The sequence below is a fragment of the Acidimicrobiales bacterium genome (assembly GCA_035546775.1).
Classification (GTDB): domain Bacteria; phylum Actinomycetota; class Acidimicrobiia; order Acidimicrobiales; family JACCXE01; genus JACCXE01.
Genome location: DASZWD010000046.1, coordinates 39,019 through 54,450, shown reverse-complemented (window position 1 = coordinate 54,450; position 15,432 = coordinate 39,019). Strand labels below are relative to the sequence as shown.

Annotated in this window: 14 protein-coding genes; 8 read left to right on the top strand and 6 right to left on the bottom strand. The window is 66.7% G+C overall.

The features are described 5' to 3' along the window. The 5 genes from VHC63_11355 to VHC63_11335 all read left to right on the top strand — a co-directional run. On the top strand, window positions 1–1,447 hold a 1,447-nt coding region (locus VHC63_11355; protein ID HVV37191.1), incomplete at its 5' end, for a GspE/PulE family protein. Window positions 1,448–1,496: 49 nt separating this feature from the next. After that, window positions 1,497–2,705, top strand: coding sequence for a type II secretion system F family protein (locus tag VHC63_11350; protein HVV37190.1), 1,209 nt, complete (start codon window positions 1,497–1,499; stop codon window positions 2,703–2,705). Then, window positions 2,702–3,784: a type II secretion system protein gene (locus tag VHC63_11345; GenBank protein HVV37189.1), complete on the top strand. Its 1,083-nt coding sequence runs from the start codon at window positions 2,702–2,704 to the stop codon at window positions 3,782–3,784. Before VHC63_11350 ends, VHC63_11345 begins: the two co-directional genes overlap by 4 nt. Further along, entirely contained in the window at window positions 3,781–4,953 is a 1,173-nt protein-coding gene (locus tag VHC63_11340; protein HVV37188.1) for a prepilin-type N-terminal cleavage/methylation domain-containing protein, read from the top strand. The genes VHC63_11345 and VHC63_11340 overlap by 4 nt, the downstream gene beginning before the upstream one ends. Beyond that, a complete protein-coding gene (locus VHC63_11335; GenBank protein ID HVV37187.1) occupies window positions 4,953–7,511 on the top strand; it encodes a hypothetical protein in 2,559 nt (852 codons plus the stop codon). Before VHC63_11340 ends, VHC63_11335 begins: the two co-directional genes overlap by 1 nt. Here the strand turns inward: VHC63_11335 and VHC63_11330 are convergent. Next, entirely contained in the window at window positions 7,501–7,794 is a 294-nt protein-coding gene (locus tag VHC63_11330) for a prepilin peptidase (GenBank protein HVV37186.1), read from the bottom strand. The two genes, VHC63_11335 and VHC63_11330, sit on opposite strands and share 11 nt — an antisense overlap. A gap of 35 nt (window positions 7,795–7,829) precedes the next feature. On the opposite strand from VHC63_11330, the gene VHC63_11325 reads away from it, so the two are divergent. Beyond that, window positions 7,830–8,945 (top strand): type IV pilus twitching motility protein PilT, encoded by a 1,116-nt coding sequence (locus VHC63_11325; GenBank protein ID HVV37185.1) that lies wholly within the window; start codon window positions 7,830–7,832, stop codon window positions 8,943–8,945. A gap of 61 nt (window positions 8,946–9,006) precedes the next feature. Here VHC63_11325 and VHC63_11320 read toward each other — a convergent pair whose 3' ends face one another. Both VHC63_11320 and VHC63_11315 read right to left on the bottom strand, forming a co-directional pair. Next, the gene (locus tag VHC63_11320) at window positions 9,007–9,351 is read right to left on the bottom strand and encodes a type II secretion system protein (GenBank protein ID HVV37184.1); all 345 of its coding nucleotides are present in this window, start codon (window positions 9,349–9,351) and stop codon (window positions 9,007–9,009) included. 313 nt (window positions 9,352–9,664) lie between these two features. Continuing rightward, entirely contained in the window at window positions 9,665–10,759 is a 1,095-nt protein-coding gene (locus VHC63_11315) for a hypothetical protein (GenBank protein HVV37183.1), read from the bottom strand. 143 nt (window positions 10,760–10,902) lie between these two features. On the opposite strand from VHC63_11315, the gene VHC63_11310 reads away from it, so the two are divergent. Further along, window positions 10,903–12,048: an HNH endonuclease signature motif containing protein gene (locus VHC63_11310; protein HVV37182.1), complete on the top strand. Its 1,146-nt coding sequence runs from the start codon at window positions 10,903–10,905 to the stop codon at window positions 12,046–12,048. On the opposite strand, the gene VHC63_11305 is transcribed toward VHC63_11310, so the two are convergent. Next, entirely contained in the window at window positions 12,045–12,881 is an 837-nt protein-coding gene (locus tag VHC63_11305; GenBank protein HVV37181.1) for an amidohydrolase family protein, read from the bottom strand. The two genes, VHC63_11310 and VHC63_11305, sit on opposite strands and share 4 nt — an antisense overlap. A 24-nt stretch (window positions 12,882–12,905) precedes the next feature. Here VHC63_11305 and VHC63_11300 point away from each other — a divergent pair, with 24 nt between their 5' ends. Beyond that, window positions 12,906–14,207, top strand: coding sequence for an NAD-binding protein (locus VHC63_11300; GenBank protein HVV37180.1), 1,302 nt, complete (start codon window positions 12,906–12,908; stop codon window positions 14,205–14,207). Here the strand turns inward: VHC63_11300 and VHC63_11295 are convergent. Beyond that, window positions 14,191–14,685 (bottom strand): hypothetical protein, encoded by a 495-nt coding sequence (locus tag VHC63_11295; protein ID HVV37179.1) that lies wholly within the window; start codon window positions 14,683–14,685, stop codon window positions 14,191–14,193. The two genes, VHC63_11300 and VHC63_11295, sit on opposite strands and share 17 nt — an antisense overlap. Continuing rightward, window positions 14,682–15,326 (bottom strand): nitroreductase family protein, encoded by a 645-nt coding sequence (locus tag VHC63_11290; protein ID HVV37178.1) that lies wholly within the window; start codon window positions 15,324–15,326, stop codon window positions 14,682–14,684. The genes VHC63_11295 and VHC63_11290 overlap by 4 nt, the downstream gene beginning before the upstream one ends. Between the last annotated feature and the right edge of the window lie 106 nt (window positions 15,327–15,432).

The window sequence follows — 15,432 nt, the reverse complement described above, 5'->3', positions numbered from 1 at the left end:
GGAGGCCACCGCGCGCGAGCTGGTCGCGATCCCGCTGCACCGCGCCGAGGACACCACGGTCATCGTGGCCGCCGCCGACCCGTCGCCCGAGACCGCCACCAAGCTGAAGGCGGCGATGAAGACGGCGGTGACGCTCCACATCGCCCCCTCGTCCGACATCGAGCGCGCCATCAACAACGCCTACCGCGCGCTCGACTCCGTCGGCCGTCTCGTCGAAGCGTTCGAGGCGGCTGAGTCCTCACGCCGCTCGACGGTCACCACCGCCGACGTCATGCCGGACGACGCGCCGGTCGTGCGCATCGTCAACATGCTCATCAGCCAGGCGGTACGCGACCGCACCTCCGACATCCACATCGAACCGCAGGACGACACGCTGCGCGTCCGTTACCGCATCGACGGCGCCCTCGCCGACGCGGTGTCGCTGCCCGAAGCACTCGGGCCGGCGATCATCAGCCGCATCAAGATCATGGCCGGGCTCAATATCGTCGAGCGCCGGCGCCCGCAGGACGGTCAGATCAACCAGGAGATCGACGGCCGGATGCTCGACATCCGCGTCAACACGATGCCGACGATCTGGGGCGAAAAAGCCGTCATGCGAATCCTCGACCGCAAGCGCACGCTCCACACGCTCAACGACCTCGGCATGCCGCCCGAGATCCACGCCCGCTACGCCAAGCAGGTGCGATCCCCCGTCGGCATGCTCGTGTGCGCCGGGCCGACCGGTTCGGGCAAGACCACCACGCTGTACGCCACGCTCAACGAGATCAACAGCCCGACGGCAAACATCACGACACTCGAAGATCCCGTCGAGTTCGTCTTCCCGTCGATCAATCAAGTGCAGATCAACGAGCAAGCCGGCATGACCTTCGCCGGTGGCCTGCGCGCCATCCTGCGCCAGGACCCCGACATCATCCTTGTGGGTGAGATTCGCGACGTCGAGACGGCGCGCCTGGGCGTGCAAGCGGCACTCACCGGACACTTCGTGCTTTCCACCATCCACGCCAACGACAGCGCGTCGGCTTTGCACCGCTTCGTCGACATGGGCATCGAGCGGTTCCTGATTGCGTCATCGCTGTCGATGGTCGTGTCTCAGCGTCTATTGCGTCGCACGTGCCCGCACTGCCGTGTCGCGCGGCCGTTGTCGGTCGACGAGGAGGCATTCTTCCTTGAGTACGCGCGTGACTTTGCCGGAAAGACGACGTTCTTCTACGGGGAGGGCTGCAACTTCTGCTCCGGCACCGGCTACCTCGACCGGGTGGGGATCTATGAACTCCTCACGATGACCGATGACATGCGGCGCCTCGTCGTGGAGAACGCACCGCACGAGGAGCTGAAGAAAATGGCGGTTTTCCAAGGAATGAGCACGTTGCTCGACGAAGGTCTAAGGCTCGTCAATCAGGACGTCACCACGGTGGCCGAGGTCATGCGAACGGTCTATACGACCTAAAATTTGCGATAATTCCGTGGGCGGTTAGAGGGGACAGCTGGGGCGGTACATGGCGACGACTTTCAGATATGCCGCGGTGGGAGCCGACGGCAAGGAAGTAACCGGCTCGATCAAGGGCACGTCGGTTCACGGCGTCGCGTCCATGCTCGTGGACAAGGGTCTTGAGATTCGGTCCGTCCGTAAGAAGGCGAACCCCCTCAAGTTCGAAATCACCGCCGTCAAGGCGAACCGCGCCGACGTCATGCACTTCTCGCGGCAGCTCTCGGCGTTCATCAAAGCCGGCGTGCCCGTGGCCGACGCCATCGAAATGCTGCACGCCGAGATGAAGGACAAGGTCCTCAAAGGCGTGCTCATGGACATGGTGGAGTCGCTGCGCCGCGGCGAGAATCTTTCCAACGCGATCGCGCCCCACTCCGAGGCCTTCCCTCCGTTCTACGTGAGCGTGCTCAAGTCCGTCGAGGTCACGGGCCAGCTCGACGTTGTCCTCGACCAGCTATCGCAGTACCTGGAGCGCGACCTCGAAGCGCGCCGCAAGATCAAGGCCGCGCTCGCCTATCCGGTGATGGTGCTGTGCATGTCAGTCGGCGTCGTCGGCATCCTCGCCGGCTTCGTGCTGCCCCGCTTCAAGGGATTCTTCAAGGAATTCGACGCCAAGCTCCCGCTGCCGACCCGCCTGTTGCTTGGCTTCACCGACATCACCACCAACTACTGGTGGGTGTTCGCCGCGTTCGCCGTCGTCGTCACAGCCTTGTTCCTCACGGTCGGGCGCACCTACGGAGGCAAGCGGGCGAAGCACAAGGCGATGCTGCGCATGCCGCTGGTCGGTCCGGTGGTGCAGTACGCCGTCGTCGAACGGTTCTGCCGTGTGCTCTCCTCGATGGTGAATGCCGGCGTACCGCTGCCGGAATCGCTGCGGCTCGCCGCCGAGGGAGCCAACAACGTGCCGTTTACCGAGGCGATCATGCGGGCCCGCCACGAGATGCTCGAAGGCCGCGGCCTCGCCGAACCAATCGGCGAAACCAAGATGTTTCCCGCTGCCGTTACGCAAATGCTGTCGGTGGGCGAGAACACCGGCACACTCGACAGCCAGCTCGAGTCGATGGCGGTGTATTACGAACGCGAGCTGGAGTACAAGCTCAAGAACCTCACCACGATGTTCGAGCCGATGGCGATTCTCTTCGTCGCCGGCATCGTCGGGTTCGTCGCCGTCGCTCTCGTGTCCGCGATGTACGGCGTGTTCAACCAGGTCAAGACGTGACCGCTCGGCGGCGCTCGCGCGACAGCGGCTTCACCCTGATCGAGGTTCTGGTCACAGTTGCCATTGTCGGTATCGCGTTCGTCGTCTTCGTGGCCGGTATGGGGATCGCCATCACGAGTGCCGACCTCCATCGGCAACTGGCGACCGGTCAAGCGAGCATCCGCAACTTCGCCGAAGCCGTAAAGGCGGCACCGTACGTGGATTGCGCGTCTACGACGAGCTACGCCGGCGTTTACAGCCCGACGCCTGCCGACCGCTTGTCCGCCGCCAGCTCGTTTACCAACGCGACGGCACACGTTGCGCCCGACGCTGGTGACACGGCACCGGCCGGCGCACTGTTGACGTTCTTCGCTTTGGCGCGCGGCAGCTCGTTCAGCACGCCGAGCGCGATGGGCGAACGTTGGGACCTGGCATCGGGCGCGGCGAGCGCGACCGACCGCGTCACCGCCGCGCTCGACGATCAGCAGTGGTCCGGCGGCGCCACCGGGACCCGCGCGGCGACGTCGGAAAGCGCCGGCGACTCCGTGGCCCAAACCGTCGTGCTCCCAGCTGCTGGGTCGCTCGTGTTGCGAGGAATGTCGACGGCGACTGTCACGCCGCCGCCGCCGACCACGACCACGAGCGCCAGCACGACCACCACCACCGTTGTTCCGACGATCACCTTGGCGAAGCCGCCGGGCACCGTTGCGGGCGACGAGATGGTCGCGCAGATCGCCGTCCGCGGCGGCAACGCCGCTTCGATCACCGCACCCACTGGGTGGATCCTGGTCAACGCCAAGACGAATGGGGCATCGGTGCTCTCGGCGATCTTCCAGCGCACCGCGGCGTCCTCCGACGCTGCGTCATATACGTGGGCCCTCGACTCGCCCCGCGACGCGGCGGGTGGCATCGTCGCGTACGGCGGCGTCGCCGCCAGTTCGTACACCGCCACGATCTCGTCGGTGTTGTACTGGACGGGTACGTCGTTCGACGCGTCGTGCCCATCGCCCGACACCGGACTCCAACGCGTGTCGCTTCGCATTGCTTCGAGTGACGGCAACGATGTCGAGACTGTCGACTTGGTGAAGCGCCGGCCATGACTGGACGGAACGAGCGCGGCTACACCCTCATCGAGACGTTGGTCGCGATGGTGATCGCGAGCACTCTCCTCGCGGGCATGTTGTCGGCGCTATTCGTCGGGCTGCGCACCATGGACAACACCAACAAGAAGATCGCGGGTTCGAACGACACCGAGCTCGTCGCCGGCTACTTCACGACGGACATCGCCAGCGCCGAGTCGATCTCGACGAGCGGCACGACCAGTCATCGTGCACCGAGCGTCGCTCCGTCGAGCAACAACAACGTGCTCGTGAGTTTCTGGACGCTCAACACCGGAACGTCACTCACCGTCCCCGACAGCATGGCGGAGATCTGGGACGGCGCGTCCACGGGCCCTTTGTCGAGCGGGCGCGTCACCGTCGGAGTCGGTGACGAGCTGCTGACCTCCACCGGCGCGACGGGAGACCGAGTCGCCGACTCCGCGGCGGGGGCCAGCTCGCTTACGCACAGCGTGACGTTGGCGCCGGCCGCGCTGCAGTCGATTGCTCGCCGCGGCTCGGCGAGCGCGAGCACGTCGGGTGCGGCGAGCCTGACGATCGGACGGCCGGCAGCGACGCAAAGCGGCGACGTGCTGCTGGCGCAGGTCGGCGTGCGCGGCGGCTCGACGGTGACGATGTCGACGCCATCGGGTTGGACGCTGCTCGAGCGTCGTTCGGCCGGAAGCGCGATCCAGTCGGCAGTCTTCAGCCACACCGCGGCGAGCGGCGACCCTGCCAGTTGGACGTGGGCGTTCGGCGCCAGCCAGGAGTCCGCCGGCGGCATCGTCGACTATTCGGGTGTCGGCACCGTGAGCCAGCACGCCAGCGGCGTCAATCCGTGCGGCGGCCTCCCGTCAGCGCTGCTCCTCAACTGGACCGACCGCGGCACCCCAAACGTGGCTCACGAAGTCAGTTACTCGATCAGTTCCACCGGCGGCGAGACCGTCTTGCTCCGCCAACACTGCACCGGCACCAACCGGACGCCGACCGACACGCAGAGCCTGGCGCGCGCTCTGGCGGCGACCACGGCGGCCTCGGCCACCTGCGAGCCCGCGGCCTGCGGCCCCACCACCGCGCCCGTCACCGTGACGTTGACGCTCACCGAACCACCCGATCTTCACTCCACCGTTCAGCGGACCTACCAGCTCCGCGGCACCACGAGGACGAACTAATGAACCGCATCAAGCGCAACGAGCGCGGTAGCGCATTACTCATCGCTCTCATCTTTCTTGCCGTCTTCTCCCTCTGGCTCACCGCCACGCTGACCTCGACGCAGAGCAGCCTGCACATCAGCCAGACCAAGCGCGTCGAGCCGGGACACCTCTATGGCGCCGACGGTGCCGTCGAGCAGGCGATCCAGACGGTTCGCTTCGATCCAGCCAAGGGCGTCGAGGGTGACACCACGTGCGGGACCACCGCGTCGCTCAACGGCCGCACCTACTACGTGCAGTGCCAACCGCAGCCGGGCAGCGGCAAGAGCGCCGTCGGCGGGAGCAGCCCACCGCTCGGAATCCTGGCGCTGTCGACCGGCCAGGGCGGCGAGGTCGGTTATCGCCAACGCAAGAACGGCTCGGTACGTGTCGACGGCGGCATGTTCTCGCGGTGGGGTGTCGACTTCCAGAACGGCTCGACGTGCCCGGGTACCAACTGCCAGCAGCTCAACCTGTGCCCCAACAACGAGAAGACAGTGAGCGACGCCATCTTCGTGGGCGGCGGGCAGAACAACAACACGCCCACCAAGACGGTGACATCGTTCTCGGCGAACTGGGTCAACGAGACCGGCACGCCCGCTGACACCGACAACGACGGCTCGAACGAGACCGACGTGGGGGTGCCGATACGCGGCAGCGGCATACCCTCGGGGTCGACCATTTCGAATGTCGTAACCGCAGCGAACGTCACGATTTCGGCCAATACGACGGTCGTCGGGCTCAACCGGTCGGTGGCGTTCCGAGAGAACTATCCGGCCCTCAACAGCCAGTGCCACCCGTCGGCTTCGGCGCACGGCGACGCGCGCGTCGTCGGCATGGACTGCCCGCGGGATCGCATCACCGCCGGGAGCTTCCACTGCAACGTGTCGGCGCTCGACCCGCTGAACCCCAGCGATCCCCTTTACCCGCCCGATGCCACCACGTTCACGCCGCAGTCCGTCTACGGCTCCGGCGCGGGCCAGGCCACCGCGATCACTATCTCGGGGACCATGGAGGGCAACAACCTCGGCTCGAACGCCATTCACGCGGGCGACTGGATCGCCGGCGGCTACCACCTGCAGGGCCAGGCTGGCACGCCCTACACGTTCGCCAACGCCAAGGTGACGATTCCGGTGAGTTGCACGGATGGCGACAGCGTGGTGGGCAACATCGTGGTGCCCCTCGCGGCAGGTCCGTGGACGCCGACGTCGACGGGCTGGTATCCGTGGCTCGCGGGCACGAACCCGTCGAACGAGCCGGTCGTGCCGTACGAGGGGTCGGTGCAGGCGCCCGACCTGTGCAACGGCAACGCGATGTACGACACCAGCACCGGCGCCACCTTCACCGCCGATCTGTCGTCGACGGGTTCGACGAGCGGCGTCTCGATCCAGTTCCACTACCGCGACCCGAATGCCAAGGGGAAGGGCAATCACAACTGCGCCGACTCGCACGACAGCGGCTCGATGCAGGCCGACGTGTGCGGCGCGTCAGTGAGCAGCACCTACGCCTCGAGCCCGACGGCCTGCCCGACCAGCAAGATCGTGACGTTCAGCCCCGGTCGCTACACCGATGCCGCTGGCCTGTCGTCGCTCATCAATTCCTGCGACGGCAAGCTGTTCTACTTCCAGCCCGGCACATACGATTTCGACTTCACCGGTCAGTCGACACCGGTCCTGAAGATGAACAACGGCAACTCGACCGTGGTTGGCGGCAACGCGACGTGGGACTCGCGCGGCGTGTTCACCGCATCGATGAGCAAGGGCTCGACGTCGATCACCACGCCCACTTCGACGTTCAGCGCCGCCGATGTCGGCAAGTACGTCAACAGCAGCGGTACGGCACTCGCGTTCGGCACCAAGATCACCGCGGTGGCGGACTCGACGCACGCGACGCTGTCGGCGGCACCGGACTCCAAGATCACCAACGGCAACTTCACCATCGGCAGCCAGGACTCGATGTGCGACAAGCGTTCGACTGTCGATCATCCCGGCACGGAGTTCATCTTCAGCGGCCCGAGCCAACTCCAGGTCAGTGGGAGCCGCTTCGAGATCTGCTCGCCCGTTTCCGGCAACCGCCAGCAGATCGCCATCTACGGAGTCGAGACACCCAACGGACAGCTCGTGGCGCAGAACGGCTGCGTTTCGGCAACGCCATATCCCGGTAGCGGCTGCGCGTTCATCGACGTCGACGGCGTGATGATCGTCCACGGCACGGTCTACGCCCCCCTGGCCGCCGTCGACATGACGAACAAACAGGTGAACTTCCAAGTGGTCAGCCGCGGGATCATCGCCCGCACGATCGATCTCGAGGTGTTCCCCAACGCTCAGTTCACCGACCCGATCATCTATTCACCCGACTACGGCAACGTCGTAGGCGCAGATCGCGAGATGCTGTTCGTCGCTTGCCCGGACAAGCCGTGTACGTCGGGCGGCGTGCCGGCGCTGCGGTCGATGGTGCGCGTGGTCGATCACGACACCGACAACAACATCAGCCCGGGATACAAGGCAAAGGTCGAGTCCTGGACGATCCTCACACACTGAGCGCGAGCGCGGCGGCGGCCACAAATACGAGCGCCGTCGCGGCCTCGATCAGCGGGTAGCGCGCTGAGATCGGTGCGCGGCACGCCCGGCAGCGTCCGCGTAGAAGCAACCACGACACGACCGGGATGTTGTCGCGCCACGCGATCGCCGTCCCGCATTCGGGGCAACGCGACGGCGGATCGCTGAGCGACTCGTGCCGCGGCAACCGGTAGACCGCGACGTTGAGGAAGGAGCCGAAGGCGAGGCCGAACAGCGCGGCGAACACGAGGACGACGGCGGTCACGGTGTGAGGCTATCGACGCCGCATAACCTCGACGCGTGGCCAAAGCGCAAGTAGAAGCCGTCGCAAGACTTCTCGACGTCATGTGGGAAGAGAAGGGTTCGGACTTGCTCATCACTGCGGCTTCCCCACCGCTGATGCGCGTCGACGGCTCTCTGCGTCCGCTGCCGGGCGAGCCGGTGTACTCCGCGGAGATCACGCAGCAACTCGTGATGGGCATCATGGACATGGAGTTGAAGGCACGGTTCAAGAAGGCCAAGCAGCTGGACTTCTCGTTCAGCTACCGCGATCGCGCGCGCGTGCGCGTGAACGCCTTCCGCCAGAAGGGCACACTGGCGATGGCCCTGCGCGTCATCCCGAACAAGGTGCCGACCTTCGACGAGCTCGGCCTGCCCCCGATTGTCGAAGAGTGGGCGATGCTGCCGCAGGGATTCGTGCTCGTCATCGGCGCCACCGGCTCGGGTAAGTCGACCACCCTCGCTTCCATGATCGGCCACATCAACCGCAACCGGCCGTGCCACATCATCACGATCGAAGACCCGATCGAGTACATCCACACGCACGCGGTGGCGGCAGTGGAGCAACGCGAGATCGGCGAAGACACCGAGAGCTTTCCCCTGGCCTTGCGCGCCGTCCTGCGCGAAGACCCCGACGTCGTGCTTGTCGGCGAAATGCGCGACCTCGAGTCAATCCAGAACGCGCTCACCATCGCTGAGACCGGCCACTTGGTGTTCGCCACGTTGCACGCCAACGACACCGCGCAGGCGGTCGACCGCATCGTCGACGTGTTCCCCGGTGAAGAGCAGCAGCAGATTCGATTGCAGCTCGCCAACACGCTCGTCGGCATGCTGTACCAGACGCTTGTGCCGCGCATCGGCGGCGGGCGCGTGGCCGCCATCGAAATTCTCGTAGGCACGAACGCCGTCAAGAACTTGATCCGTGAAGGCAAAAGCCGCCAGATCCGAAACACGGTTGCCACCGGTCAGCGCGACGGCATGCAGACGCTCGAGGCCCGGCTCGACGAGCTCGTGCGAGACGGTGTGATCACGTTCGACGACGCGGTGGCCCGCAGCATGCACCCGCACGAGATAACGAACCCAAACGCCAAGCCCGCCGGCGAACCCGTGCCAACCAAGCGCGGTCTGCGTCGATAGACGCGAAGAAGGACCCGGCCGAAGCCGGGCCCTTCTTCAGTGAACCTTGGTTAGTGCTGAACTACGCGCACTTCCCGGCCTTCGGGCCAGTCGTTGCAGCGGAGATGGTGTAAGCGGTAGCCGCTGGCGACGTGCCCGTCAGGGTGATGTCGTGATAGTCCGACTCCGCGTCAAGCAGGCCGGCGCTGACGAGATCGGCCTCGCTGCGGTAGCCGCCGTCCTTGGCGAACGACGCCTCTTCGCTGGTGGCCAGCGTGCGCTTGTCGATCTTGCACGCGCTGTCCTGACCCTTGTCGCTCAGGCCGCTCACGGCGAAGACGACGACGGCGGCCAGGATGCCGAGGATAACGATGACGACGAGGAGCTCGATGAGCGTGAAGCCACGCTCATTCCGCATCCGCTTCATGTCCTTGATCAAGGTATTGCCCCTCTGTGTGGTTTGGATTTGGGTTTGTATGGATGTGCAACTAACTCGGGCCGACGCCATTGTCAGTCCAAGTCTCCGACCCGAAAGTTTTCCCTCAGCTTCCCCAAGCAAGGTGTTGCACGAGCGCGGTTAGGCGTGCTTCAAATTCGTGCTGCCCCGCACTTGCGATGGAAGAGTACGGACGGACTAGTCAGTCGTCAACAAAGGCATAGTGAAGGTTTGGTGTCACGGCCGGTCAAAATGCTTGACCAAACCCGAGAAAGTGTCCGGTTACTACAAAGTAATACGCCGATCAGCGGATGACGGAGCCAGTGGACACCGCTTCGAACACCGAACCCGGGATGCGCTTGAGGTCGCCGAGGGCGTCGTCGTTCCAACGGTCGTCGTGTTCGCCTGACACGTACCAGTTCGAGCCGTTGTCGGCGACGATCATTCCGTAGCGCTTCAACGCCGCGCAGATCACTTGGACGTCCGCGCTGTAGGCCGCGCACGAGTACGACGCCTTCATGCGTAACCGCAAACCCATCGGCGGCAGGTTGGCGTCAGTCGACGAGCTGGCGTAGTGCGTCGCGGGGTGAATGAAGCCGCGCTGCGTATGGGCGACGGTGAATCGCAGTGCGTGCTTGATGACGCCGGCGCGCACTTCGTCGTAGCGGACGAGGCCGGCGTAGATGGGAAGTCCGGCGGCGTCGGCGGAGGTCCAGTAGTCGGGACGCAGCGCGTTGGAACGCAGGTCGAACTTGGCGCCCGAGCCGGCGTGCCAGCTGCCGTCGGCGTTCTTGTGCGAGTCCCACATCTCGTAGAGCGCGCAGTGCGCGTCGTCCACGACGATCACGTGGCGGTCGCCGCTCGACGCGTCGCCGCCCTCGACCGGCGCGTTCGGTGGAATGGGGTAGGGACCCGGATCGCTCTCGTCGGCGTAGTCGAAGCTGACGGGGACGAGCGGCTGGCCGGCGCCGACGTGCACGTCGGGGATGCCGATGGGCGCGCCGTTCCACGACGTGCCGAAATCGGGGTGCAGGTTGGTCGACGCTCCGATCGAGGCGATGTAGTTCGCCGAGTTCGGGTCGACGGGGTAGTTCGAGATGTCGGTGTTCCACGCGCTGTCTGCGGGGAAGACGGTGCAGGCGCCGGTCGACGGGCGGGTCGTGGTGGTCGTCGCCGGCTTGCTCGTGGTGGTGGTGGTGCGACGGGTAGTGATCGTCGTCGTCGTCGGCTTGCTCGTGGTGGTGGTGGTGCGACGGGTAGTGGTCGTGGTGCGCTTGCGCACGCGGGCGGCGACCGACGTGAAGGTGCGGGGCTGCTTGTGCGGCTGTACCACGATGAACGTGCCGACGACGGCCAGCGCCACCGCGAGGACGAGCAACCGCCGCTTCACCGTCACCATCGGCCTATCGGCCTAGCACGGTGTCGGCTGAAGGGCCCACGCCGCGTCCAATTTCGGTGTTACACCCCCTCTGTACGATGCCGTGTATCGCAGTTCGTTCGGGGACTGCCTAGGTCGTCCGATTCCTGCTCAAGGAGTCGCGCGTGAACGAGTTTCTCGTTTCCGGGTTGCGCAAGCTGGTGGAGAAGACCGCCGACGAATTCGATCCGGCGCTGCTGTCTCCGCTGGCTGCGACGCGCGCCATCGAGGAGTGGGCGGCGATCGAGAAACTGGCGTGCGCCCAGAAGTTACTCACGGCGGCGCGCGCCGAGGACGTGGGTCTCGATGCCGAGGGAATCGTTGCCGACTCGTCGGGCGTGCCCACGGGAGCGGCGCGCAAGCAGACGAAGGCAGCGCGCCAGGCGAAGGGCAAGACGCGCGACGCCTTCGACCGCGGCAAGCTCTCCCCCACGCAGGCGGGTGCGATCGCCGACGCGGTGGCGGCGAATCCCGACGCCGAGGATTCGTTGCTCGAGCTCGCCGCGCGGGCGTCGACGACCGAGTTGCTGAACGAGTGTGAGCGGGTGAGGCGCGAGGCGAGCGACGATTCGTCGTTGGCGGCGCGCCAGCGCGCCGCGCGATTCATGCGCACGTGGAAAGACCGGCTCGGCATGACCCGCGGCTCGTTCGCGCTCGAGCCGCTTCTCGGCGCCAAGCTCGTCGCCGAACTCGAGGCGCGGGCGCAGCGACTCTTCCGCGAGCAGGCGCGGGGCGGAGGCACACCCGACACGTTGGAGCACCGCCTGGCCGACGCGCTCGCCGGGATGATCGGCGACCTCGGTGGGCGCAGGCGCGGGCCGCGCACGGTGGTGCGGCTCATCGCGACCAAGGAAGCCGTCGAGCGCGGCTATTTGCTGCCGGACGAGAAGTGCGAGACGGCCGAAGGGGACCACGTACCGCTGTCGGTGCTCGACGAGGCGCTCCAGGAGAAGGACACGCTCGTGCAAGAGGTGATCGACGCCTCGAAGATCATCACCTACAAGAAGTACATCCCGAAGCGAATACGCGACGCGCTCGAGAGCATCGGCGTGTGTTGCTCGGTGCCGGGGTGCGGGCGGACGAAACGGCTTCAGATCGATCACACCCACGAGCGGCGTGACGGCGGGCCGACGACGCTGGCGAATCTTGGCTGGCTGTGCCCGTACCACCACCGGCTGAAAACGGCGCGCCTCTACGACCTCTGGCACGACGAGCAGGGATGGCACTGGGAGTCGCGACGCGCTCGCGCGCCCGATGCGGTGGTCGGCTAGTGCCGCGCCAGCACGCGCGCCGCCGAGGCGCCGAGGAACTCCGACATCGCTTCGTCGGAGAGCGGCAGGGCGCGGGCGGCGTCGAGCGCCTTCTTGGTCGGCAGGACGGGGTGGTCGGAGGCAAACCACACGCGGCCACGGCCCCGCGACGAGTTCATGAACGACACCAGCGCCGGGTCCATGTAGGTGGCGAGGTAGGCGCTGGTCATCAGAAAGAGGTTCGGCCACTTGAGCATGTACTGCATCACGAGCGACTCGTACGGATGTCCCATGTGGGCGCCGACGACGGCGAGGTTGGGGAAGTCGATGAGGATGTCCTCGAGCAGTTGCGGGTGCTGGCAGGCCGAGCGCACTTGCGGGCCGGGGACGCCGATGTTGATCGACACCGGCAGGCCGGCCTCTTCGCACGCGGCGTACACGGGGTAGTAGAGGCGGTGATTGAGGTCGTACTGCTCGACGAGCGGGGTCACGCGGATCATGACGACGCGGTCGTGCTGGGCCAGCTCGCGCACGCGCGCGGCGTTGGCGGTGGGCGTGGCGGCTTTGTCGACCGTGGCGCTTACGAGGAAGCGGCCGGGGTGGGCGTCGGCGACGGCGAGGAAGTCCTCGGCGGCGAACATGCCTTTGCGGTGGGCGGCATCGGGGGCGCGCAGGCCGCTGGTGAGCACGCCGGTGTCGACACCTGCGTCGTCCATGGCGGCCACGAGGCCGTCGACCTCGCTGCCCTTGGAGAGATCACCGAAGAGGTTGGCGGCGCCGGCGTTCTCCTTCTGGGCCGCCCATTGCGCGGCGAACCGCGCAGGAAACAGGTTGACCCAGGCGTCCACGATCACGGAGCGCAACCTAGTTTGAGGGTCGTGCGAGCGGTCGTGATCGGGGCGGGCATCGGCGGGTTGACGGCGTCGATCGCGTTGGCTCGGGCGGGGTACGAGGTGGTGGTCGTCGAGCGCGACGACACGCCGATGCCGAGCGACGTCGAGGGGGCGTTCGCGTGGGACCGGCGCGGGGCGCCGCAGGTGCGCCACACCCACGGCTTTCCGGCGCTCATCCGGGCGACGCTGCGCGACCACTTCCCCGACGTACTCACAGCGTTGCTCGACGCGGGGGTGCGCGAGGTGAGCGTGCTGCCAGCGGCCGTCACGCCCGACGTGGCCGACTACGAACGCCACAAGGAAGACCTGCAGGTGCTGGCGACGCGGCGCACGACGCTCGAGTTCGTGCTGCGGCGCTGCGCACTGGGCGAGCGCGGCGTGGAGTTCGTGACGGGCGCAGCCGTCGAGGGCTTGGCGGTGGGCGACGGCGCGGTGCGTGGGATTCGCTTGCACAGCGACGTGATCGAGGGCGACGTTGTCGTGGCGGCGAGCGGGCGGCGGTGCGCCGCGCCGGCGTGGTTCGCCGAGCACGGGCTGCACGTGGAAGAGGAAGAGCATCCGACGGGCACGATCTACCTGTCGCGGTTCTACCGCTCCGACGAAGCGCCGATGGGATACGTCGGGGGGCGGCGGGCCGGGCTCGGCTTCGTCGTCGCCGGGGCCGACAACGGCGCCTACTCGGCCACGCTCGCGGTGCCCGCCGACGATGCGGAGTTGCGGGCGCACCTGCTCGACGAGGACCACTTCGAAGCGGTTCTGCCGCTGTTCAAGGAGATGCGGCCGGTCGTCGAACGGCAGGGCGAGCCACTCACCGGCGTGCAGACGATGGGCGGTCTCATAAACCGCATCCGCCGCTACCCGCGGCTCGACGGCTTCTTCGCCATCGGCGACTCGCACACGTGCACCAACCCGCTGTACGGCCGCGGGTCGTCGCTGGCGGTGTTGCAGGCGGTGCTGGTGCGCGACGCGCTGGAAGGGGGTGAGGACTACGAGGCGGCGAGCCAGCGGCGCGTCGAGCCGTGGTACGAGATGTCGTTGCTCACCGACAAGCCCGAGGCCGCGAACCTGAGCGGGTTCGATTTGCAGTCGATGCGGCGGGCGACGGTGTCGGACGACCCCGAAGTGGCCGTGCAGATGACGCGCATGATGAGCCTGCTCACAACGCCGACGGAGTTGTTCAGCGATCCGGCGTTGGTGGCGCGGCTACAAGCAGCCGGTGAGCCGAAGCCAAAGCCGCCGCCAGCGAAGGTGCTGACACGAGACGACTTCCTCAGGGCAGGCGCGTGACGGTGCCGAGGTGGCCGAGGACGGTGCGGTACGTGTCGTCGTTGTCGCGGGAGATGAAGTCGTGGACGCGCTTTTCGAACAGCCGCCGTAGGAGGGGATTCTTCACTTCGTAGACCTCGACGAAGGTAAGGCGGGTGGTGTTGTCGTCGACGGCCTCGAGGGTGTGCCAGCCCGACGTCCGCGACCACAGCGGCTTGCCGACGGCTTCGTAGCGGGCGTACTCGTTCTTGCGCGCCTCGACCACGACTTCGAACGACTCGGCGACGCCGCCTGAGAGCAACCACTTCGGCACCGGAAAGGTGGCGGTGCGCACGAGACCGGCGCCGTCGTCGTCGCCGTCCTTGAGGATCGTGATGGTGCCGTTGGGGTGTTCGAAGGTGCGCGGCACGGTGGCGCCCTCCGGCGTCTTGGGGTGGAACATGCGCCACACCTTGTAGTGGGGAGCGGTGACCTCGAAGGTCACCTCGTGGCGGATCATTCGCCCCAGGTGTCGAAGTAGGTGATGTCTTCGGCGGGCGGGCGCTTCGCCGGCTTGAAGTCCGTGCCGACGGTGTAGGCGACGGGGAACAGCGCCACCTGGGTCATGTTCTCCGGAATGCCGAGGAGGGCGGCGACGTCGGCCTCCTTGAACAGGTGCAGCGTGGTCCACACCGAGCCGAGGCCGCGCGACCGCAGCGCCAGGAGGAACGACCACGCCGCGGGCATGATCGATCCGTACGCCGACGCGGCGGCGCCGTTCGAACTCAGGTTCACCGGCCCTTCGATGCAGGGGATCACGTGTACGGGCACCCGGGGGAGGATGTCGGTGAGCAGCAGCGCGCTCTCGTACACCCGCCGCGTCTGCTCGTCGTTGTCGGCGTTGCCCGCCGCCATCGACAGGTACACCTTGCCCACGGCGTTGTACGCCTCGGCGATGGCAGCGCGCTTGGCGGGGTCGGTGACGACCATCCAGCGCCAGCCCTGCATGTTGCTGCCCGTGGGCGCCTGCTGCGCCAGCCGGATGCAGTCGAGGATGACGCCGCGCTCGACCGGCCGCTCGAGGTCGAGTCGCTTGCGTACGCTGCGCGTCGTCGAGAGCAGCCGGTCCGTTTCGTTCAGGTCAAAAGGCGCATCGGACACGCCCGGACGCTAGGCGTGCTGACGATCAGGTGACGAACTCCGGGTTGGCTGAAATCGTGGGGTAATTCGCCTTGCCGCCAACCGGGGCAGGGCGCACGATAGGGCC